Below are 21,561 nucleotides of genomic sequence, written 5' to 3'. Positions count from 1 at the left end.
AGAGGAGACCGCCGTGAGCCAGACCGAACGGATGGATTCCGTCGACGAGTGGAACGTGGCCGAGGACGACGGCGTCCTGGACGCCTCCGACACCCTCGACGACGACCGGGTCGGCGACCCCCTCGACACCGGCATCATCGCCGAGGACCACTGGACGGCGGCAAACCGGTTTGGCACCACGCCGGCCGAGGAGCGGGCTGGCGAGTCCCTGGAGCAACACCTCGCCCAGGAGGTGCCGGATGTCGACCCGTACGCCGAGGGTGGCGACGACGAGGACGAGCTGACCCGCCGGGGGTACGAGGCGGAGGCGCGCGCCGGCCGCCTCGTCGCCTACGACGAGGGCGTCCGAGAGGACGACGAGGCCGAGTCGGTGGCGTGGGACGCCGGCATCGACGCGGGTGCCGCCAGCGCGGAGGAAGCGGCGATCCACCTGGTCGAGGACCCGGACGGGCCCGGCGACGGTCCGTTGCGCTGACGCCGTGCCCGCCGCGCTCGGCACCTCACCGGGTGCCGAGCGCGGTGGTGTCGGTCAGTGGATGACGACGGGCGTCCTGACCTGCTCGCCCTGCGGGTCGTCGAGCTGCGCCGGCTGACGTCGGCGCGGCAGGAACGCCGCCGGGATGATCGTGAGCACTACCAGCGCGAAGGCGACCCAGAACGTGCTGGCGAACGACTTGGCGGCGAAGTCGAGCCCGCGCTCGATGAGCGACGGGTCCACCGGCATCTGCTGAAGCAACTCTGGGCGCTGCTGGGAGGCGATGGCCAGCCCGGCCTCGGTGATCGGCTTGCCGCTCTCGTCCACCAGGCCGGGGATCGGCCGGGAGCCGTTCAGCTCGTTGGTGAGGATCACCGACATCACGGCGGCACCGACCGACCCGCCGATCTGCTGGAGGATGTTGACCAGCGTCGAGCCGCGCGCCACGTCGTTGGCCGACAATGTCCGCAGTGCCGACGTCATGATCGGCATCATCGTGCCGCCCATGCCCAGGCCCATGACGAACAGCGACCCACCGAGCAGCCAGTACGAGGTCTGCGGGTCGACCTGGGTGAAGCCGAAGAACCCGATGACGATGAGCCCCAGCGCGAACGGGACGGTCCGCCCGATCGGCACCCGGTCGGCGAGCGTGCCGGCGATCGGCATGGTGATCATCGCGCCGATGCCCTGCGGGGCCATCAGCAGACCGGCGGCCAGCGTCGACTCACCGCGCACCTGGAGGAAGTAGCTCGGGAACAGCAGCCCGGCGCCCATGAACGCGATGATGAACACGAACATCGTCACCGACGCGATGGTCAGGCTGCGGTTGCGGAACAGCCGCAGGTCGAGCAGCGGGTGCCGGGGCTTGAACGAGTAGAGCACGAACGCCACCACCAGCGCGCCGCCGACCAGCATCGGGGCCCAGACCTTGGTCTCGGCGAAGGAGCCCGTCTCCGGCAGGGACGAGACGCCGTAGAGGAAGAGGGCGAGGCCCGGCGAGAGCATGAGCATGCCGACGAAGTCGAACGACTCGGACGGCTCGGGCGCGTCCTTCGGCAGCGCGACCTGCGCGTAGATCAGGGCGATAACACCGATCGGCAGGTTGATCAGGAAGATCCAGTGCCAGCTCGCCGTGTCGATCAGCCAGCCGCCGAGGATCGGGCCGCCGATCGGCCCCAGCAGCATCGGGATGCCGAGGACGGCCATCAACCGGCCGATCCGGTGCGGCCCGGCCGCCCGCGTCATGATGGTCATGCCCAGCGGCATGAGCATGCCGCCACCGAGGCCCTGAAGGACCCGGTAACCGATCAGTTCGCCGATCGTGTCGGCCATGGCGCAGAGCCCCGACCCGATCGTGAACAGAGCCAGCGCCACCATGTAGAGCCGTTTGGTGCCGAACCGGTCCGCCGCCCACCCGCTGAGCGGGATCACTGTGGCGAGAGCCAGGGTGTAGGCGGTCATGGTCCAGGCGACGCGGGCGTAGGACGCGTCGAACTCGCTCTGGAATTTGGGCAGCGCCACGCTGACCACCGTCACGTCGAGGATCGACATGATCGCGCCAAGGACCACGACGCCGGCCACCTTGAGCACCGCGCCGTCGAGTTTGTCCGAGGTCGCGAGGGATTGCTGTGTCACTAACTCTCCTGAAGTCGATTGAGCCGGCCGATGGTGGGCGGTGGCGGCGATGCCGCGCCAACCGGGCGCGGGGCGCGAGGTGCCAGGACGACGACGCGCGCAGGAAGACTAACCGCCAGCTGTGACGATTCGCCGCCGGATTTTGTGACGGCCCGGCCGCGTATCCGATCGGCCGTGCGACTGTGGCCGGACGTCGGGGCGGCAATCAGCCGGCAGAGCCGCGAGCCATGGGCGTCGCACGAGCGCGGTGGTCGGTCGCAGCCCGGGAAGGCGCAGCCCCCGTCCCGGAGCACCAGAGCTCGCCGGATGGGGCCGGTGATGAGACGGCGTTGTCGGCCGAGGTCGAGTGGTTGGCCGGCTCCGCTGAGGACGGCGGGAAGGATTGCGGCGTCGCAGGCGAGACGGCGCACGGCCTCGGGTGTGAGGTGCAGGCCGGTGTCGAGGGTGCCGCTGCCCAGTTGCCGGGTCAACCCGTCGTAGCTGGTGGTGACGACGATCTGGGCGGAATCACCGCCGTGCTCGGGCAACTCGCCGGTGCGCAGGGCGAGGCGGCACACGTCCCTGAGAGCGTCGTGCCGGCGGTGCCCGGCGCAGCGTTGGTCGTCAGGGCCGGTAGGTGCGCTGAGTGGATCGATGGCGGCGCGGAGCAGCCCGGCGGTCTCGCTGTCGAGGATGCCGGTGAGTCGCAGGCGGCCGTCAGTGAGGGTGGAGAGGGTGAGGTGCCGGTCGCGGGTGGCGCGGCGGGCCTCGGCCTCCAAGGCGGCTTTGGCGGCGGCGTCGGCGATGTCGGGTGCGACGTGGTCGAGGATGCGGGTGCTGAGTTTGCGTAAGAGGGTGGGATCGAACTGCCCGGCCCACTCGACGAGCACTCCGAGGGCCTTGTCGGCGGCCTCGGGACCGGCGGCGGTCTGCACGCTGTCGACAGTGTCGGCGATGACCCGGGCCTGGTCCACGGTGATGTGACCATCGGCCAGTGCGTGACGTACCCCAGGGTTGCCGGTGTCCAGGACGGCGGCGAGGTCGACGAGACGGCGGGCGGCCGGGATGGTGAGGCGTAACCGTCCGCGGAGCCAGACCGCGGTGGAGGAGGCGCCGTGCGTGGTAGCGGTGCCTCGGCCGTCAAGCTCACGGATCAGGGCCAGCTTCACCGCGGCGAGACGCTGCTCGATGCGGTACGCGGTGTCGAGCGCGGCGATCAGATCGCCCTCGGACTGCGCCCAGGTGGCCGCATCGGCACAGGCCGCAACGGCGCCCTCTGCCTGCGTCAACTCTTCGACCACGACCCGAACCTAGAACAGGTGTACGACACTTTCAGCCATCATGATCGATCCGACTGCCAAGACCGGCGGAGACCTAGTTGCTGCGCTTGCTGGCGTCGAGGGCAGCCTGCTCCACTCGCTGGCGGTGGTCCAGCCACCATGACTGGTTCACGGGGGGCAGGTTGTCGTTCCTGGGCAGCAGCCCGGCCGTGCCGTCGATGAGTTCGCGCACGATGTCAGCGTGGCCGGCGTGCCGCTGGGTTTCCGCGATGACATGGACCAGGACGTGGTGCAACGTGACCGGCGCATCGCCCCACCACGGCACGTGGCCCACCTCATGCAGTGCAAGGGCTTCGATGGTGGTGTCGGCGTGGGCGATCGCGCGACGGTACAGTGCGACAATCCCCTCGCGGGTCTCATCCGCGCTCGCCCACATGTCGGCATTGGTCTCCGCGGCCTCGCCGACATACGGCAGGTCCTGCTCGAACGGTCGGCCGAACACGATGCCGAAGTAGAGGATCTCCATGGCTGCCGAGTGCTTCACCAGACCGAGCAAGTTGGTAGCGGTCGGGGTCATCGGACGCCGAATGTCGTATTCGCCGAGCCCATCAAGCTTCCACAGCAGCGACTCGCGGCCGCCCTTCAAGTAGCTGTGCAGGTCTTCTTTCATCGCGCCACTATGGCATCCGGTCGGGTGTCGGCGTTGCCCCGGACGATCCGACGTGAGGTCCAGCTCGGCTAGGCCGTGACGACCGGCACGGCGGCGGTGAGCGCCCAGTCGTGCCCGATGTCGGCGGCCGCGCGCAGCAACCTCGGAAGGTGCTCCTCGCGCAGGGTCTCCAGCGAGGTCTCGGCGGCGTGCACTGTCACGTTGATGGCGGCGACGACCCGCCCGTCGCCGTCGCGTACGCCGGTGGCGACGGACCGGATTCCCGGTGCCAGATCCTGGTCGGCGAGCGCCCAGCCCTTCGCCCGGACCTCGCGCAGCACGGCGTCGAGGTCGCCCGGAGCGGGCTGCCAGCGCGGCGTGATGCCGGAGCGGCTGGGCTCGGCGAGGACGGTCTCCAGCGTGTCCGGCGGGAGGGCCGCGAGCAGCACCTTGCCCATCGACGTCGCGGGCGCTGGGAAGCGGGTGCCGATGGTGACGCCCAGAGTGACGATCTTGGGGACGGCCACCCGGGCGACGTAGACGATGTCGCTGCCGTCGAGCTGGGCCATCGAGGTCGACTCGTTGGTCTGGGCGACGAGCTTCTCCATGTGCGGCCGGGCCACGTCCCACATGTTCAGCGCGTTGACGTACGCCATCCCCAGCTCCAGGACGCGCGGGGTGAGGGTGTGGCCGCGCCCGACCGCGCGGACGTAGCCCAGCGATTCGAGCGTGATGAGGATGCGCCGGACGGTGGGGCGGGCCAGGCCGGTGGCGGCGGCGAGCTCGCTGAGCGTCATCGAGGGGCAGGCGGGACGGAAGGAGCGCAGGACGTCGAGGCCACGGGCGAGAGCCTCGATGAAGTCGGGCCCGGCGCCCCTTCCGTTGTCACTCATGTCCTTAATGCTTCCATTGCGCCGACCCGGCGTCCCACTCGGTGTACTGGTACGGGTTCTCCAGGATCGCGGTCTCGGGGACGTCCGGGTTCATTCCCCGCTGCCACGCCTCCTCCCCCATGGTCTCGCGCAGGTGATCGATTGTCGACGCCACAGCGGCCCGCGCGGCGGCGAGGTCGACGCCGACGAGGCGGCCGTCCCGCTTCACGACCCGGCCACCCACCAGCACTGTGTGCACGTCGGCACGCTGGGCCTGGAAGACGACGTGACCGTGCGGGTTCAGGATCGGGAACATCGCCGGCGAGGCGTCGTTCTTGATCAGGACGACGTCGGCCTGACGCCCGGGGGTGAGCGCGCCGATCGTGGCGTCCATGCCGAGCGCGCGGGCGCCGCCTCGGGTGGCCCACTCGACGACCTGCTCGGCACGCAGGTGGCAGTGGGTGATGGTCTCCTGCTTGGCGTGCGCCTCCAAGTGCTCTCGGGAGCGGTCGGCGCCGAGCGTGCTGCGCATCGCGGAGAAGAGGTCGCCGCTCCACCAGACGCTGGTGTCCATCGAGAGTGACACCGGGATGTCGTGGTGGCGCAGTTGCCAGGTGGGTGGGTAACCCTGGCCTGCGCTCTGCTCACTCTCGGTGGAGACCGAGACCGAGCCGCCGGTCGCGGCGATCCGGTTGTACGAGTCCTGGGTGAGCGTCGCCGCGTGCACGTACACGGTCGACGGGTTCATGAACCCGTTCTCGTGCATCAGCCGGATGCCGTCGTCGTTGGTGGCGCCCCACACGCCCGCGTGGGTGGTCACCGCGACGCCCAGCTCCCGGGCCACCTCGAACGCGGCCCGTTCCGGGAAGGCGGGGTCGCCGGTGACGTCGAACGCCAGCTGGAAGCCGGCCAGCTTGCCACCGTCGACGCGGCGGCGGTGGAAGTCGCGGAACTCCGGCGAGGTGGCCCACTCCCACGGCCCCTGCTGGATGTTGCCGTAGGCGAGCACGAACCGTCCGTCGATCGCCTCCAGGGCGTCCACGGCGGCGTCGGCGTGCTCGGGTGTCTGCAACCCGTGCGACCAGTCGACAGTGGTGGTGACGCCAGCGTCGATCGCCTCGATAGCGCCGAGCAGGTTGCCGGCGTAGACGTCCTCGGGCCGGAACAGCTTGCCCGACTCGAGGTAGTACCAGACGAAGTACTGGGTCAGGGTCCAGTCGGCGCCGTACCCGCGCATCGCTGTCTGCCACAGGTGCCGGTGGGTGTCGACCATGCCGGGCATGAGGATGCCGTCGGTGGCGTCGATCTCCAGGGCGTCGTCGGGTGCGGTGAGGCCGACGCCGACCTGCGCGATCCGGCCGCCGATGACCAGCACGTCGGCGCCGGGCAGCACCGTGTGCGCGTCGTCCATGGTGAGAACCAGGCCGTTTCGGAAGACCACCGGCCGGTCGGTTGCGCTCATTCGCCACCCATTCCTTTCGGAGTACGAGGGGAATCCGGACTCTTGTCCGCTGTGCGGCCAGCCCGAGTGGCGCAAGTGTGGCCCCGGTCACGATTCGTGTCAAGAGTGTGGTCCCGCGCGATAACCGCACCGTTGACACGCCCCGCGCGGTGTCGCAAGCTGTCCCGGCGGACAGGTGTCCGCAGAACGGGCGGAAACATGGTGCAGCATTCGACAGGCCCACTGGCCGGCCTGCTCGTCGCGGACTTCTCCCGGATCCTCGCCGGGCCGTACGCGACGATGCTCCTGGCCGACCTGGGCGCCCAGGTGATCAAAGTGGAGAGCCCTGGTGGAGACGACACCCGCACCTGGATGCCGCCCACCCGCGACAGGGTCTCGACGTACTACCTCGGCATCAACCGCAACAAGCGGTCGGTCGCCCTGGATCTCAAGAAACCCGACGACCTGGCCGCCGCCCAGGAGTTGGCCCGCCGCGCCGACGTGCTGATCGAGAACTTCCGGCCCGGCGGCCTCGCCAGGTTCGGCCTCGACTACGACACCGTCACCGCGAACAACGACAAGATCGTGTACGCGAGCATCAGTGGCTTCGGCACCGGCGCGGGTAAGGACTTCCCCGGCTACGACCTCATGGTGCAGGCCATCTCGGGCCTGATGAGCCTCACCGGCGACCCGGACGGCTCGCCGTACCGCGCCGGGATCTCCGTCTTCGACGTGATGGCCGGGCTGCACGCCAGCATCGGCATCCTCGCCGCGCTGCACCACCGTGGCGAGACCGGACGTGGGCAGCACGTCGAGGTCAACCTGCTCAGCTCGGCGCTGTCCGGGTTGGTCAACCACTCCAGCGGCTACGTCGCCGGCGGGACCGTCCCGTTCCGGATGGGCAACGCGCACCCCAGCCTCTTCCCGTACGAACCATTGCCCACCGCCGACGGCGAGCTGATCGTCATCGCCGGCAACGACGGGCAGTTCCGCAAGCTCTGCCAGGTGCTCGACCTGCCCGGCCTGCCGGACGACAGCCGTTTCGGCCGCAACCAGGACCGCACGGCCAACCGCGAGCAACTGCGGCCCCTGCTTGTCGAACGCCTCGCCAAGCGGACCAAGGACGAGTGGTTCCGGGACCTGCTCGCCGCCGGCGTCCCGTGCGCGCCGATCAACACCATCGACGGCGGTGTGGCGCTCGCCGAGGAGCTGGGGCTCGACCCGGTCGTCACCGTCGGCGACGTGCCCGGCGTCCGCAACCCCATCACCTTCTCCGACACCCCGGCCCGGTACGAGCTGCCGCCGCCGGGGCTCGACGAACACGGCGAGGAGATCCGCGCGTGGCTGAAGAGCTGAGCTTCCCCACCGGGATCGGCACGTCCGACCCGACCACCATCTCCCTGCTCGGGCAGGACCTGGCCGCCGACCTGATGGGCACTGTGGGCTTCGGCGAGCTGGCGTACTGGCTGGTCGCCGGCCGCCGTCCCACCCCGGGTGAGGTACGGGTCTTCGAGGCGGTGCTGGTGGCCCTCGCCGACCACGGCTTCACCCCGACGGCGATCGCCGCCCGGCTGACGTACCTGTCCGCGCCCGAGTCGTTGCAGGGCGCGCTCGCCGCCGGCCTGCTCGGTGGCGGCTCCCGCTTCCTCGGTGTCACCGAGGACTGTGGACGCTTCCTCGCCGACACGCTCGCCCAGGCCGGTGAGGTGACCGACTACGACGCGGTGGCGCTCGACGCGGTCACCCGGGCCAAGCAGGAGCGTCGACTGGTCCCCGGGCTCGGGCACCCCGTGCACAAGGAGCAGGACCCGCGCACCCCCGTGCTGATCCGGATCGCCACCGAGGAGGGTCTGCACGGCCCGCACCTGCGACTTTTCGAGGCGATCGGACGCGTACACCCACAGGTGCTCGGCCGTACCCTGCCGCTCAACGGTGCCGGAGTCTGCGGGGCGGCCCTCGCCGACCTCGGGCTCCCGGTCGAGATGCTGCGCGGTTTCGCCCTGCTGGCCCGCGCGGCGGGGCTGCTCGGGCATCTCGCCGAGGAGCGACGACGACCGCTCGGCATGGAGATCTACCGCACCGTCGACCGCAACGCCGTTTACGAACCCTGATCTCCTCCTCCACCACCCCCGAAAGGAGCGGGAATGGCCTTCATCGTCGCTGTCATCGCCTCCACCCACCACCCCTTCTACTACCGGGCCAGCACCGCCACGGGCGAGGATCGGCCACCGTTCGCCGACGAGTGGACCCGCAAGATCCTGGCGTTCCGGGAGACGTTGACCCGGGCCCGGCCCGACGTCCTGGTGATGGTCGGCTCCGACCACTTCCACCAGCTCTGGCTGGACAACATGCCGCAGTTCCTGGTCGGCAAGGCGCCCTTCTACGACGCCAACTGGTACAACGAGGAGCGCGAGTTCGGGCTGCCCCGGATGCTGCTCAAGGGCCAGGAGGACCTGTCCGGGCACATCCTGCGGGCCGGGCTCGACGCCGGCTTCGACCTCGCGTTCAGCAACGAGCTGCGCATCGACCACAGCATCACCTGCCCGATCATCACGCTGCGGCCCGAGGCCGACCTGCCGATCGTGCCGATCTACACGAACATCTTCGCGCCGCCACTGCCGCAGCCGAAGCGCTTCGTCCAGCTCGGCCAGAGCATCCGCGACATCGTCGAGTCGTGGCCGTCGCACCTGCGGGTGGCCGTCATCGGCACCGGCCACCTCTCGCTGGAGTTGGGCGGCCCCCGGCAGTTCGGCCCGCACGGCCCCGACCCGGAGTTCGACCAGCGGGCCGTCGAGTGGATCGCCAACGGCGACCTCGACGAGTGCCTGCGCGAGGTCACCCTGGACAGCCTGCACTCACCGGGCAACGCCACCCACGGCTTCATGGACTTCATGCTGATGATGGGCGTGGCCGGTGCCGGCGTGAAGGCTGACTACGTCGACACCCTCGATCTGTTCCACACCATGGAGGCGTACTTCACCTGGTACCCGAACGGAGCGCCGACGGCATGAGCAAGTATCTGCTGAACAAGTTCCTCTTCATGGTCGACCGGGACCCGGAGCTGGTCGAGCGCTACCGCAGCGAGCCGCGCGAGCTGGTCGCCTGGTGGGAGGCCGAGTGCGCCAACACGGTGCTGAACTGCCACACCGGCGAGGCGAGCACCTGGCTGCGCTTCGACGACGTGGAGCGCGAGGCGTTGGCCGCCCACGACCACGTGAAGCTCTTCGAGCTGGGCGCGCACCCGTTCCTCACGCTGACCCTCTTCATCGCCCTCTTCGAGCGGGACAACACCGAGCCGCTGGAATACCAGAAGTCCTACGGCGCGCGGCTGGCCCACTTCTCGATGCCCTACCCGGACATCGCGACGTGATCCGCGCGGCAGTGCTCACCACCTGCGGCGCCGCACCGACGATCGCCGAGCGGCCGGCGCCCGCGCCGGCTGACGGTGCGGTGGCTGTCACCGTCGAGGCCGTGCCGATCACCCCGCTGGACGTGCTCTGTGCCAGCGGCACCAGCTACTTCGGACGACCGAGCACCCCGTACGTTCCGGGTGTGCAGGGGGTCGGTCGGCTCGCCGACGGCACCGCTGTCTGGTTCGGCACGTCGGCCGGGATGCGCTCCGGTGTCGACGGCAGCATGGCGACCACCGTCACCGTGCCGACCGTCGACGTGGTGGCGCTGCCGGCCGGCGTACCGCTGACCCTGCTCGCGGCCCTCGGCCTGTCCGCGGTCGCCGCGCACGAGGCGCTGACCCACGCCGGCGGCCTGGCGGCTGGCGACCAGGTCATCGTGCTCGGCGCCGGGGGTGTGGTCGGTCAGGCCGCCGTACAGCTCGCCCTGCTCGGCGGCGCCCGCCGGGTCATCGCCGTGGCGCGGTCGGCGGCGGCACGGGCCCGCGCCGAGGAGCTCGGTGCCGCCGTCGCCGTCCCGCTGCTCCCCGACGACGACGTCGCGGCGATGGCCGACCGGCTGCGTCACGCCGCCGAAGGGCCGGTCGACCTCGTCCTCGACCCGGTCTTCGGTGTCCCGGCCGCGGCGGCGCTGCGGGTGCTGCGCCCGGGTGGGCGGCTGGTCAACCTGGGCAGCGCGGCCGGCGCGACAGCACCCATCGAGTCCGCCGTGCTGCGCAGCGGCGCACTGCGGATGATCGGCTACACCAACAACGGGTTGTCGGCCGCAGAGCGGGCCGCGGCGCTGACAGTGGTGGCCGGGCACGCGGCGGCCGGCCGGCTCACCGTCGACCACGAGATAGTGCCGTTCGACGCCATCGCGGACGCCTGGGCCCGGCAGGACGCCGGCACCGCAGCCGGCCGGATCGTCCTCGCGCTCTGAGGGGGCCGGGCCCCAGCCAGGGAGCGCGGAACCGTGGATAAACCGCACCTGGTTGGGGTTCGGCAGCGGTGCGACGGTCGGTCCATGACACCTTCCACCTACACCGTCGCCGGCCACTGGATCGGCGGCGAGACCGTCACCGGCTCCGCCGGCGCCCTTCCCGTCGTGAACCCGGCCACCGGCGAGGTCGTCGCCGAGACCCCGGCCGGCACCGCCGCCGACGTCGACAGCGCCGTTGCCGCCGCCCGAGCGGCTTTCCCGGCCTGGTCGGCGACCACCCCGCAGCACCGGGCGGACGTGCTGCGCCGCCTCGGTGCCGGCCTCGCCGCCCGCACGGAGGAGATCGCCCAGGCGATCACCGCTGAGATGGGCTCTCCGATCGGTATGTCCCGGACCGCCCAGGTCGCGTTCCCGGCCGCTGTGGTCGAGTCCATCGCCGGCCTGGCCGACGGCTTCGCCTGGTCCGAGGAGGTCGGCAACTCGCTGATCGTCCGCGAGCCGATCGGCGTGGTTGGCGCGATCACGCCGTGGAACTTCCCGCTCCAGCAGATCGTCTCCAAGCTGGCGCCGGCCCTGCTCGCCGGCAACACGATGGTCTTCAAGCCGTCCGAGAACGCCCCGCTGACCGCGCGCATCCTCGCCGAGGTCGCCGCCGAGGCCGGCGTACCGGCTGGTGTCTTCAACGTCGTCTACGGCACCGGCGCGACCGTCGGCGAGGCGATCTCCGCCCACCCGGACATCGACATGGTCTCCTTCACCGGCTCCACCCGGGCGGGGCAGCGGATCTCCTCGGTGGCCGCGGCGACCGTCAAGCGGGTCGCGCTGGAGCTGGGCGGCAAGGGCGCGAACATCATCCTCGACGACGCCGACCTGCCCGCCGCGGTCGAGCGGGGTCTCATGATGGCATTCAGCAACGGCGGTCAGGTCTGCGGCGCGTGGCCGCGGATGCTGGTGCCCGCCGCCCGTCAGGACGAGGTCGTGGCGTTGGCCGTCGAGGCCGCGAAGCAGTACACAGTCGGCGACCCGGTCGACGAGGCCACCCGGATCGGCCCGATGGCGTCCGAGACCCACCGGCAGAAGGTCGTCGGCTACATCGAGCGGGGCATCGCCGACGGCGCCCGGCTCGTGTTCGGCGGCCCGCAGCGGCCCGAGGGGCTGACCGTCGGGGCCTACGTCCAGCCGACGATCTTCGCCGACGTCGACCCGGCCTCCGCGATCGCCCAGGAGGAGATCTTCGGCCCGGTGCTGACGATCATCCCCTACGCCGACGAGGAGGAGGCCGTGGCCATCGCCAACGGCACGCTGTACGGCCTGACCAGCGGCGTCTTCGGTGAGCCGGAGCACGCGCTGGCGATCGCCCGGCGGCTGCGCGTGGGCCAGGTCGACGTGAACGCCGGCCACTGGAACCCGCTCGCCCCGTTCGGCGGCTACAAGCACTCCGGCAACGGCCGCGAGTTCGGCCGCTTTGGCCTTGAGGAGTTCCTGGAAACCAAGTCCATCCAGCGCTGACCGCGCCAGCCCCACCAGCCCCACCAGCCCCACCAGCCGCGCCAGCCCCACCAGCCCCACCAGCCCCAAGATCGTGCTGGATCCTGGAAGTAGCGGCCTCGAAGGCCCGGCACACCACTACAACCAGGATCCGGTGCGATCTTGGGGGCGGGCGGAACACCGCTCCCGGGCTGGTCTGTTGCACCGAACGTGCCGCGCCGCCGCCGGCACCTCGTGATCGGAGACACCGTGGACCGCGCCCAACTCGCCAGCTTCCTGCGCACCCGCCGCGAGGCGCTCCAGCCCGAGGACGTCGGGTTGCCCCGGGGGCCGCGCCGGCGCACCGGAGGGCTGCGGCGCGAGGAAGTCGCCACGTTGAGTGGTATGTCCACCGACTACTACAGCCGGTTGGAGCAGCAGCGCGGGCCGCACCCCTCGGAGCAGATGCTCGCCGCCCTGGCCCGGGGCCTGCGGCTCACCTTCGCCGAACGCGACCACCTGTTCCAGCTCGCCGGTCACGCCGTTCCGCGCCGCGCGATGCGGGCCGACCACGTCAACCCCGGGATGATGCGCATTCTCGACCGGATGCACGACACTCCCGCCCAGGTGGTGAACCACCTCGGCGAGACCCTGGCGCAGACCGCGCCGGCCATCGCCCTGCTCGGTGACGAGACCCGGCACACCGGGTTGGCGCGCAGCGCGCACCACCGCTGGTTCACCGACCCGGAGGCGCGACAGCTGCACCCGGTGAAGGACCACGAGACGCAGAGTCGACTCCTCGTGGCACACCTGCATGCCTCGTACACCCGGGATGGGCGCGGCTCGCGGGCCGCTGCCCTCGTCGACGACCTGCTGGCCAGGAGCCCGGAGTTCGCGCAGCTGTGGCGGGAGCACCCGGTGCCCGCCGGCTACTGCCCGCCCAAGCATTTCGTGCACCCGGAGGTCGGGGCATTGGAGCTGCACTGCCAGACGCTGGTCGATCCCGACCAGTCACAGACACTGTTGGTCTTCACCGCCGTGCCCGGGTCGACGAGCGACGAGAAGCTGCGGCTGCTCGCCGTCATCGGCGGCCAGGTCGTCTGACCGCGATCAGCTCCGAGCGGGGTAGCGGGCTGGGCTGACGCCCAGGTAGCGCCGGAAATGGCGGGTCAGGTGCGCCTGGTCGAAGAACCCGGCCGCGACGGCGGTCTCGACGGGCCGCTGCCCGGCGAGGAGCAGGCGACGCGCCAGCTCGACCCGACGGCCGGTGAGGTACGAGTGCGGTGGCACGCCGTGCACCTGGGTGAACGTCCGGACCAGGTGGGTCGGGTGGGCGTGCAGCAACTGGGCGGCCTCCCCCAGCGTGACGCCCTCGACGGTCCGGGCGTCCAGCAGCTCCCGTAGTCGCACCGCGAGGCCGCGGCCGGCCGGCTGGCCAGCGGCCGGGGGGCGCTGGCGGAGCTGGCGGCGCAGCCGGTCCAGGATGAACGCGAGTCGACTCTCGGCCTCGAACTCGTCGCCGGGTTCGGCGAGCGCCTGGTGCAGGTGGTGGATCCGGTCGCGCAGCTGCGGATCGGCCAGGTCCGGCTCGTCGACGGCCCGGCCGACCAGCTCGGCGTCGAGCGCCGAGGTGTCGAGGTACAGGACCCGCTTGCGGAAGCCGTCCGGTGTGGCGGAGCTGCCGTTGTGCGGCACGTACGGCGGCAGCAGGGTGACCGACGTGCGCAGCGCGCCGTGCCGGTGCCGGTCCAGGTCGAAGCGGACGGCGCCGTCGTCGACGATCAACAGGGTCCACACCTCGTGGATGTGCCGGGGGTAGGCGTGGTCCACGAAATGGGCGTGGAAGACCTCGGCGACCCCGGCTACCGCGGGTCGCCACGCGCTGACGTGCGAGCCCGCCGGGCGGGTGGCCACGCTAAGAACGTACAAGACCGGTAGGCGTCGGGGCGGGCAGGCTCGACGCCATGACCGAACCGATCCGCTTTCCCACCAAGATCGCCGTACTGCTCCGCAACGACCTGGCGAGCTGGCAACGGCTGAACGTCACCGCCTTCCTGGTCAGCGGCATCGCGAGCACGCTGCCGGAGCTGGTCGGCGAGGAGTACCGCGACGCGGACGGCACCAGCTACCTGCCGATGTTCGGCCAGCCGGTGCTGGTCTTCGCCGGGGATCGGGCGACGTTGGTCGGCGCGCACTCCCGCGCTCTCGCCCGTGGCCTGCGGATGGCGATCTTCACCTCCGAGCTGTTCGCGACCGGCAACGACCGGGACAACCGCGCCGCAGTCCAGGCGGTCGGACGGGAGAAGCTCGACCTGGTGGGCCTGGCGCTGCACGCGCCGCGCAATGTGGTGGACAAGGTGCTCAAGGGTGCGTCCATGCACCCGTAACGGCATCCGTGGCGACGAGACATTGATATCGATGTGTATGACTGTAATAATTAACACACTTTACAGTTGTTTCGCCGCCCCGGAAGGACCCCCACATGGCGCGACGATTGGCCGGGCTCGTGCCCCGCCGCCCCCGCATCAGACTGACCTCCGCGCTCGCCGCGGCCCTGCTCGCCGTACCGACCGGCCTGGTCGTCGGCGCATCACCCGCGACGGCGGCCGCGACGGGCGCCATCACCGGGTACGGCGGCAAGTGCGTCGACGTGGCCGCCGCGAACCCGGCCAACAACACGCCGGTGCAGCTCTTCACCTGCAACGGCTCCACCGCGCAACAGTGGACGGTGGCCGACGACGGCACGATCCGGGCGCTGGGCAAGTGCCTGGACATCGCCGCCGCCAGCACCGCCAACGGCGCCCGGGTGCAGATCTACGACTGCAACGGCACCGGAGCCCAGCAGTGGTCGCCCAGCGCCGGGCAACTGGTCAACCCCACCTCGGGCAAGTGCCTCGACGCGACCGGCCCCAGCTCGGCCGACGGTACCCCGCTACAGATCTGGAGCTGCACCGGCACCGCCAACCAGACCTGGGCGCTGCCCACCGGCGGCACCACGCCGCCACCCTCGGGTGGTTTCACCCACCCCGGCGTGCTGGTCAGCCGAGGCCAGCTCGACTTCGTCCGCGGCCGCGTACAGGCCGGCGCGCAGCCGTGGGCGGCGGCCTACAACCAGATGATGAGCAGCCGGTACGCCTCCCTGTCGCGTACCCCGGCTCCCCGTTCGGTGGTCGAGTGCGGTTCCTACTCCAACCCGAACAACGGCTGCACCGACGAGCGGGAGGATGCGATCGCGGCGTACACCGACGCGCTCGCCTGGTACGTCACCGGGGACGCCCGGTACGCGCAGAAGTCGATCCAGATCATGGACGCGTGGTCGGCCACCATCACCGCGCACACCGGCAGCAACGCTCCACTGCAGACCGGCTGGGCCGCCTCGGTCTGGCCCCGGGCAGCCGAGATCATCAAGTACACCTACACGAGTTGGCCCAACGCCAACCGCTTCGCCACCATGCTGCGCAACGTCTACCTGCCGATGGTGCGCAACGGCTCGAACAGCAACGGCAACTGGGAACTGACCATGATGGAGGCCACCGTCGGCATCGCGGTGTTCCTGGACGACCGGGCCGTGTACGACGCGGCGACCACCCGCTTCCTCAACCGCGCCCGGGCCTTCGTCTACCTGCCCAGCGATGGCGCACTGCCGTACACGATGCCCGGCAGCGGCCTGGACACCAGCGCGGAGATCATCGGCTACTGGCAGGGCCAGTCCACCTTCGTCGCCGGCCTCGCCCAGGAGACCTGCCGCGACTTCGTCCACACCGGGTACGGGATCTCCGCCATCTCGCACGTCGCGGAGACCTCCCGGATCCAGGGACGCGACCTGTACCCACAGGTCGGTGAGCGGCTGCGTCAGGCGCTCGGCTTCCACTCGCGCTACCAGCTCGGCGAGGCGCCGCCCTCCTGGCTCTGCGGCGGCAGCCTCACCCGGGGCCTCGGGCCGATCACCGAGGTCGGCTTCAACGCGATGAGCACCCGGTTGGGCAACGTCATGACCAACACCCAGACCCTCACGGTGCAACAGCGTCCGGCCGGGACCAACAACCTCTTCGTCGCCTGGGAGACGCTGACCCACGCCAACAACCCCAACTGACCAGGCCGCCGTGGGGCGGCGCCGGACGCGCGGCGCCACCCCACGGCGGTGCTCAGTTGTCGGCCCCCAGCGCCTCCACCGGGCTGACCCGCGACGCCCGACGGGCCGGCAGCACCCCGGCCAGCGCGGTCAGCCCGACCAGCACCACGAAGAGCCCGGCCAGCGGCAGCAGCGGCGCGGTCAGCGGTGCCGCGATCCCGAGGGTCTGGACCGCCAACCAGGCGTACGGGATGCCGAGCACCAGGCCGATGGTCGCGCCGATCACCCCGTACAGGCCGGACTCGACGGTCAGCATGGTGCGCAGGCCGGTCCGGGACAGCCCGATCGCCCGGAGCAACCCGGACTCGCGTACCCGCTCCACCACCGAGAGGGCGGTCGTGGAGCCCACGCCGACGACCGCGATCAGCACGGTCAGGCTGACCAGACCCACAGCGATCCAGACCAGGGTGCGCACCAACGCGTCGTTGCGGTCCCGTTCGTCGGCGAGCACCGCGAGGCCCACCCCGTCGCTGCCCCCGATCGCCTGCCGCAGCGCCCGCACGCCGGCGGTGCGACCGTCCTCGCCGGCGCCCGAAGCGTCGGCCAGCAGACCGGTGTACGCGGCCGGCACGCCGATCCGGTCCAGGTCGGCCGGATCGGCGAGGATGCCCGCGTGCAGTGGCCCGTCACCGGGCAGGACCGCTGCCACCCGCACGTCGACAGTGCCGGTGGCGACGGCGAGCGTGGCGGTGTCGCCGGCCCGCAGACCCGCGTCCCGCGCGACCCAACTGTTGAGCACGATCCGGCCGGGGCCACGTTCGGTCAGGGTGCCCTGGGCCACGTCCAGGTCAGCGGTGCTCGGCAACGCCGCCAGGTCCAGGTCGCTGGTCGGGTAACGGGCCTCGACGTCGCCGAGCTTGTCGGCGCCGCGCAGCAGCGTGGCGTCGCCGACCATCCGGTACGGCACGACCCTGGCCAGCGCACCGCGCGCCGCCTCGGCCCGGCTCACGACAGCCGCCGGCAGCGTCCCACCGTTGCTGGTGACCTCGAAGTCGGTCGGGGCTGAGAGCGCCATCTCGCGGTCGGCGAGGATCTGCAGCGACGCGCCGCCGATGACCACCCCGGAGATCAGGGTCACGCCGAGCGCGACCACGACGGAGACCGCGGCGGCCCGGCGCGGCGCCCCGCCGATCCCGCCGACCGACATCCGCCCAAGCGGCCCGAGCTGGCGCAGCGGCCAACCCACCACGGCCAGCACCGGGCGCACCAGCAGCGGGCCGAGGGCCACCAGCGCGAAGAACGCCAGCGCGCCGGACCCGACCAGCAGGAGCAGCGGCATCGACGGGTCGTAGTCCGACTGGTCCGGCGTCGGCAACTGGCTGATCGTCCCGACCGCTGCCAGGATCGCGCCGACGGCCAGGAGCAGCCCGAAGACCAGACGCGCCACGCCGATGCCGCGGCGGCCGGCGGTGACGCTTGCCGCCCGCAGTGCCTCCAGCGGGGAGACCCGGGCGGCGGATAGCGCCGGTGCCAGCACGGCCAGCACGGTGATCACGACGGCGCCGAGCACCACGGTGACCGCCTCCGTCAGTGGCAGGCCCGGCGAGGAGACCGCGTGGCCGGTGGCGCGCAGGATCGCCGGCAGCGCGTAGCCGAGGGTGAGTGCGCCGACGACCCCGACAACGCCGGCGACCAGCCCGGTCAGGGCTCCCTCGGCGGTCAGGGCCCCCACCAGGGTGGCCCGACTCGCACCGACCGCCCGCAGCAGCGCAAGCTGCCGCATCCGCTGGGCGAAGACGATGCGGAAGGTCGAGGTGACCACCAGCGCGGCCGCGACGACCGCGATGGAGACGAACATGCCGACCAGGATGAAGAGTCTCCCGACCTCTTGCGCCGCCGCCTGGGCCTCGGCCTCGCGCACCTCGGCGCCGGAGCGGATCGGCTGGCCGGCGACCGCAGCGGTCACCCTTTGACGGACCGCGTCGGTCGAGGCGCCGGGAGTGACCCGCACGTCGACGCGCTCCACCGTCGTCAGGCGCGCCCAGGCGATCACGGCACTGTCCGGGGCGTACGCGTCGTAGCCGGCGTCGGCGCCGGCGTCCACCATGCCGGTCACTGTGAGTGGGGCGGGCGTGGTGAGTTCACCGCCGGTACCGCTGGTGGTGGTGCCCACCGAGAGCCCGAGCCGTTCGGCGGTGCGCGGCGTGATCGCGATCTCGCCGGGCTGGTCCGGGTAGCTGCCCTCGATCACCCGGACCGTGCTCAGCGGGCCGGTGCCCGGGTCGGACTGGAGGTTGAGGTACCCCTCGCCGATGGAGACACCGGTCGCCACCCGGGCGACCGCCTCGGCCACACCGGGCACGGCCCGGACCTGCCGCACGTCCGTCACTGTGGGTGGCGGCACGTCGACGCTGCCGATCACCAGGTCGGTGACGGCCGGGGTGCCGCTGAGGTTGTCCCGCACGGTGCCTTCGGTGATCTGTTGCACCAGCACGGTGCCGAAGACGACGAACGACGCGACAAGGATCGCCAGGCCGGTCAGAATCAGCCGGCCGGGCCGCCGGGCCGCGGCGATCGTCTGGGTACGCAGCACTGTCGCCCTCATCGGCGGGCCGCCAGATCACGCAGGGCGTCGGTGACCGACACCTGGTCCGGCTTGTCGATCTCGCCGGCCAGCCGACCGTCGGCGAGCAGCACCACCCGGTCGGCGTACGCGGCGGCGATCGGGTCGTGGGTGACCATGACGACGGTCTGGCCGAGGTCGCGTACCGAGTCGCGCAGGATGGTGAGCACCTCCGCGCCGGAGCGGGAGTCGAGGTTGCCCGTCGGCTCGTCGGCGAAGACCACCTCGGGCCGTGCCACCAGCGCCCGGGCCAGCGCCACTCGCTGCTGCTGGCCGCCGGACAGCTCGCTGGGCCGGTGGTTCAGGCGGTCGCCGAGGCCCAGCACCCGCACCAGGTGCGCGAGGAGTTCGGCGTCGGGCTGCCGACCGGCGAGGTCCAGCGGCAGCGTGATGTTCTGCGCGGCGGTGAGCTGCGGCAGCAGGTTGAAGGACTGGAAGACGAACCCGATCCGCTCCCGGCGTACCCGGGTCAGCGTCCGGTCCGACTGGCCGGTCAGCTCCGTGCCGCCGAGCAGGACGCGACCGGAGGTGGCCGTGTCGAGGCCGGCGAGGCAGTGCATCAGTGTCGACTTGCCGGACCCGGACGAGCCCATGATCGCGGTGAACTCGGCCCGGCCGAAGCCGACCGAGACCCCGTCCAGGGCACGGACGGCGGTGTCGCCGCTGCCGTACACCTTCACCAGGTCGACCGCGGCGACCGCGGCGTGGCTGGTCTCCGGCGGGGCGTGGGTTGTCATCGTTCCTCCAGTGGCTGCGTGGTGACCCGGAAAGCGTCGCCGCCACCGGCGGGTGGGCGCATCGGCCCTCGGCCGGGTATCGCCGGCGTCGGGTCTGCCTTTTGGCCGATCCGCCACCTCCACCCGGCTGGCTACGCTGGGTCACCATGAGCACGCCGGATCTTCGACGATGGTGGGTACGCCTGGCCCAGGCCGCCGGGCTGGTGGCCATGGGGTTGCTCGCCCTCTTCGACCTGCGGTTCGGCGCACCGGAGAGCCTGGCCGCTCTCCTTCTCCTGCTGGTGCGGATGGGGCTGGCGGTGGCAACGGTGCCGCTCTGGCTGCCGGTGCACCGGCTGGGTTCGCGGCTGCTGCCGCTGGCCGCGCTGGTGCTCGCCTGCGCCTCACTGGCCGTGACGGCAGCTGTCCTGGTCGTCTTCGACGGCAGCTATCTGATCAGCAGCAGCTGGGGGCTCGCCGAGTCGGCCGGGCTGATCGGCGTGGTCTTCGTGGTGGCCCGCTGGGGCGCGCCGCGGCTCGCCCCGTGGGCGGCGGTGGCCGCCGGGCTCGCCGTGGCCGCGTTGCCGCTGCGCGTCGGCACCGAGAGCTTGTTGGTGATCTTCGGCCTGCTCCAGGTGCTCGCCGCGGCCGGCGCCGCCGGGGTGGGGCTCTACCTGCGCATCGTGGCCGCCGGCCGGGAGCGGGCCATCGCGCTGGTCCGGGCCGAGCAGCGTGCCGAGTTCGCTCGGGATCTGCACGACTTCATCGCCCACCACGTCACCGGCATCGTGGTGCAGGCGCAGGGCGCCCGGTTCGTCGCCGAGCAGGACCCGCAACGGGTGATCGTCGCCCTGGAACAGATCGAGCGGGCCGGCGCGGAGACGATGGCCTCGATGCGGCGGATGGTCGGGATCCTGCGCAACCCGGACGCCCCGCCGGACGCGCCGCTGGCTCCGTTGGCCGGGGTGACCGAGCTGGAACCGCTGCTCAGCGGGTTCAACGGCGCGGCGAACGCGCCGGCACGACTGCACGTCGACGGCGACCTCAACGGGCTGCCGGTGGAGGTCTCGACGTCGGCGTACCGGGTGGTGATGGAGGGGCTGACCAACACCCGCCAGCACGCGCCGGACGCGCGGTTGGTGGACGTGGCCGTTCGGCGTACCCCGGACTGGTTGCTGGTCCGGGTCGCCGACGACGGCGCGTCGCCGCGCACCGCGCCGGCCCGGGGGCACGGCTTCGGCCTGATCGGCCTCACCGAGCGGGTACGCGCCCTCGGCGGCACGATCACCGCCGGGCCCGGCGTCGCCGGTGGCTGGGTGCTCGACGCGGCGTTCCCGCTCCAGGTGGCGGTGGCGCGGTGATCCGGGTGCTGATCGCCGATGACCAGGCCATGGTCCGGACCGGCTTCGGCATGATCATTGGCGCCCAGCCGGACATGGAGGTGGTCGGCGAGGCCGCCGACGGCGTCCAGGCCGTCGAACTGGCCCGACGACTGCGCCCGGACGTGGTGCTGCTGGACATCCGGATGCCCCGCCTCGACGGTCTCGAGGCACTACGGCTGCTCGCGGGGCCGGGCGTCGCCGACCCGATCCGGGTGGTCGTCGTGACGACCTTCGACCTCGACGAGTACGTGCACACGGCGCTCTCCAACGGCGCGTGCGGCTTCCTGCTCAAGGACTCCGGCCCGGCCCTGCTGGTGGAGGCGGTCCGTGCGGCCGTGTCCGGCGACGCGCTGATCAGCCCTTCGATCACGGTACGGCTGTTGGAGCACCTCAGCTCACCGGCCCCGGCGCGCGACGACGGCGGCCTGTCACCACGGGAACTCGACGTGGTGAAGCTCGTCGCCCGGGGCCTGACCAACGCCGAGATCGCCACCCAGCTCTTCATCGCCGTGGGCACTGTCAAGACCCACCTGGCGAGCGTGCAGATGAAACTCCAGGCCCGCAACCGGGTCGAGATCGCCGCCTGGGCCTGGGAACGCCGCCTCGTCGGCTGACGGGACACCGACCTGGCCACAGCT

Annotated in this window: 20 protein-coding genes; 12 read left to right on the top strand and 8 right to left on the bottom strand. The window is 71.6% G+C overall.

Annotated elements, in window-relative coordinates; all coding sequences use genetic code 11:
- Positions 1 to 13 precede the first annotated feature (13 nt).
- Positions 14 to 475: a DUF5709 domain-containing protein gene (locus tag ACLJOK_RS08350; RefSeq protein ID WP_355423851.1), complete on the top strand. Its 462-nt coding sequence runs from the start codon at positions 14 to 16 to the stop codon at positions 473 to 475.
- A 54-nt stretch (positions 476 to 529) separates the two neighbouring features.
- On the opposite strand, the gene ACLJOK_RS08345 is transcribed toward ACLJOK_RS08350, so the two are convergent.
- From ACLJOK_RS08345 to ACLJOK_RS08325, 5 genes are all read right to left on the bottom strand, one after another.
- Positions 530 to 2,110, bottom strand: coding sequence for a DHA2 family efflux MFS transporter permease subunit (locus ACLJOK_RS08345; protein ID WP_410817357.1), 1,581 nt, complete (start codon positions 2,108 to 2,110; stop codon positions 530 to 532).
- A complete protein-coding gene (locus tag ACLJOK_RS08340) occupies positions 2,110 to 3,390 on the bottom strand; it encodes a DUF222 domain-containing protein (RefSeq protein ID WP_410817356.1) in 1,281 nt (426 codons plus the stop codon). Before ACLJOK_RS08340 ends, ACLJOK_RS08345 begins: the two co-directional genes overlap by 1 nt.
- 73 nt (positions 3,391 to 3,463) lie before the next feature.
- On the bottom strand, positions 3,464 to 4,039 hold the full coding sequence (locus ACLJOK_RS08335) for a DinB family protein (RefSeq protein ID WP_410817354.1): 576 nt from the start codon (positions 4,037 to 4,039) through the stop codon (positions 3,464 to 3,466).
- A 68-nt stretch (positions 4,040 to 4,107) separates the two neighbouring features.
- On the bottom strand, positions 4,108 to 4,911 hold the full coding sequence (locus ACLJOK_RS08330; protein ID WP_366341034.1) for an IclR family transcriptional regulator C-terminal domain-containing protein: 804 nt from the start codon (positions 4,909 to 4,911) through the stop codon (positions 4,108 to 4,110).
- 4 nt (positions 4,912 to 4,915) lie between these two features.
- Positions 4,916 to 6,352: an amidohydrolase family protein gene (locus ACLJOK_RS08325; RefSeq protein ID WP_410817353.1), complete on the bottom strand. Its 1,437-nt coding sequence runs from the start codon at positions 6,350 to 6,352 to the stop codon at positions 4,916 to 4,918.
- Between the two features lie 198 nt (positions 6,353 to 6,550).
- Between ACLJOK_RS08325 and ACLJOK_RS08320 the strand changes: the two genes are divergently transcribed.
- The 7 genes from ACLJOK_RS08320 to ACLJOK_RS08290 all read left to right on the top strand — a co-directional run bounded on the left by ACLJOK_RS08320 (position 6,551) and on the right by ACLJOK_RS08290 (position 13,234).
- Positions 6,551 to 7,687 (top strand): CaiB/BaiF CoA transferase family protein, encoded by a 1,137-nt coding sequence (locus ACLJOK_RS08320; protein ID WP_410817351.1) that lies wholly within the window; start codon positions 6,551 to 6,553, stop codon positions 7,685 to 7,687.
- The gene (locus tag ACLJOK_RS08315) at positions 7,672 to 8,442 is read left to right on the top strand and encodes a citryl-CoA lyase (RefSeq protein WP_410817349.1); all 771 of its coding nucleotides are present in this window, start codon (positions 7,672 to 7,674) and stop codon (positions 8,440 to 8,442) included. The genes ACLJOK_RS08320 and ACLJOK_RS08315 overlap by 16 nt, the downstream gene beginning before the upstream one ends.
- A gap of 33 nt (positions 8,443 to 8,475) precedes the next feature.
- Entirely contained in the window at positions 8,476 to 9,342 is an 867-nt protein-coding gene (locus tag ACLJOK_RS08310) for an extradiol ring-cleavage dioxygenase (RefSeq protein WP_410817347.1), read from the top strand.
- A complete protein-coding gene (locus tag ACLJOK_RS08305) occupies positions 9,339 to 9,701 on the top strand; it encodes a hypothetical protein (RefSeq protein ID WP_328653834.1) in 363 nt (120 codons plus the stop codon). The genes ACLJOK_RS08310 and ACLJOK_RS08305 overlap by 4 nt, the downstream gene beginning before the upstream one ends.
- A complete protein-coding gene (locus ACLJOK_RS08300) occupies positions 9,698 to 10,663 on the top strand; it encodes a quinone oxidoreductase family protein (protein ID WP_410817346.1) in 966 nt (321 codons plus the stop codon). Before ACLJOK_RS08305 ends, ACLJOK_RS08300 begins: the two co-directional genes overlap by 4 nt.
- 84 nt (positions 10,664 to 10,747) lie before the next feature.
- The gene (locus tag ACLJOK_RS08295; RefSeq protein ID WP_410817344.1) at positions 10,748 to 12,172 is read left to right on the top strand and encodes an aldehyde dehydrogenase family protein; all 1,425 of its coding nucleotides are present in this window, start codon (positions 10,748 to 10,750) and stop codon (positions 12,170 to 12,172) included.
- 228 nt (positions 12,173 to 12,400) lie between these two features.
- Complete coding sequence (locus ACLJOK_RS08290) at positions 12,401 to 13,234, top strand: helix-turn-helix transcriptional regulator (protein ID WP_410817342.1); 834 nt, start codon at positions 12,401 to 12,403, stop codon at positions 13,232 to 13,234.
- Positions 13,235 to 13,240: 6 nt separating this feature from the next.
- On the opposite strand, the gene ACLJOK_RS08285 is transcribed toward ACLJOK_RS08290, so the two are convergent.
- Complete coding sequence (locus ACLJOK_RS08285) at positions 13,241 to 14,044, bottom strand: AraC family transcriptional regulator (protein ID WP_410817340.1); 804 nt, start codon at positions 14,042 to 14,044, stop codon at positions 13,241 to 13,243.
- Between the two features lie 50 nt (positions 14,045 to 14,094).
- On the opposite strand from ACLJOK_RS08285, the gene ACLJOK_RS08280 reads away from it, so the two are divergent.
- Both ACLJOK_RS08280 and ACLJOK_RS08275 read left to right on the top strand, forming a co-directional pair.
- A complete protein-coding gene (locus tag ACLJOK_RS08280; RefSeq protein ID WP_410817338.1) occupies positions 14,095 to 14,517 on the top strand; it encodes a DUF2000 family protein in 423 nt (140 codons plus the stop codon).
- A 95-nt stretch (positions 14,518 to 14,612) separates the two neighbouring features.
- Entirely contained in the window at positions 14,613 to 16,223 is a 1,611-nt protein-coding gene (locus ACLJOK_RS08275; protein WP_410817336.1) for a ricin-type beta-trefoil lectin domain protein, read from the top strand.
- Positions 16,224 to 16,275: 52 nt separating this feature from the next.
- Here ACLJOK_RS08275 and ACLJOK_RS08270 read toward each other — a convergent pair whose 3' ends face one another.
- Together ACLJOK_RS08270 and ACLJOK_RS08265 are read right to left on the bottom strand one after the other, a co-directional pair.
- On the bottom strand, positions 16,276 to 18,795 hold the full coding sequence (locus ACLJOK_RS08270; RefSeq protein WP_410817334.1) for an FtsX-like permease family protein: 2,520 nt from the start codon (positions 18,793 to 18,795) through the stop codon (positions 16,276 to 16,278).
- An 8-nt stretch (positions 18,796 to 18,803) separates the two neighbouring features.
- Positions 18,804 to 19,562, bottom strand: a complete 759-nt coding sequence (locus ACLJOK_RS08265; protein ID WP_196923481.1) for an ABC transporter ATP-binding protein — start codon at positions 19,560 to 19,562, stop codon at positions 18,804 to 18,806.
- A gap of 146 nt (positions 19,563 to 19,708) precedes the next feature.
- On the opposite strand from ACLJOK_RS08265, the gene ACLJOK_RS08260 reads away from it, so the two are divergent.
- Complete coding sequence (locus ACLJOK_RS08260) at positions 19,709 to 20,902, top strand: sensor histidine kinase (RefSeq protein ID WP_410817331.1); 1,194 nt, start codon at positions 19,709 to 19,711, stop codon at positions 20,900 to 20,902.
- Positions 20,899 to 21,537, top strand: coding sequence for a response regulator (locus ACLJOK_RS08255; RefSeq protein WP_410817330.1), 639 nt, complete (start codon positions 20,899 to 20,901; stop codon positions 21,535 to 21,537). The genes ACLJOK_RS08260 and ACLJOK_RS08255 overlap by 4 nt, the downstream gene beginning before the upstream one ends.
- Positions 21,538 to 21,561 lie beyond the last annotated feature (24 nt).

Source organism: Micromonospora sp. 050-3 (assembly GCF_046549335.1).
GTDB lineage: Bacteria > Actinomycetota > Actinomycetes > Mycobacteriales > Micromonosporaceae > Micromonospora > Micromonospora trifolii.
Note: the sequence above shows the minus strand (reverse complement) of the source record. Positions and strands in the feature narration are given on the sequence as shown.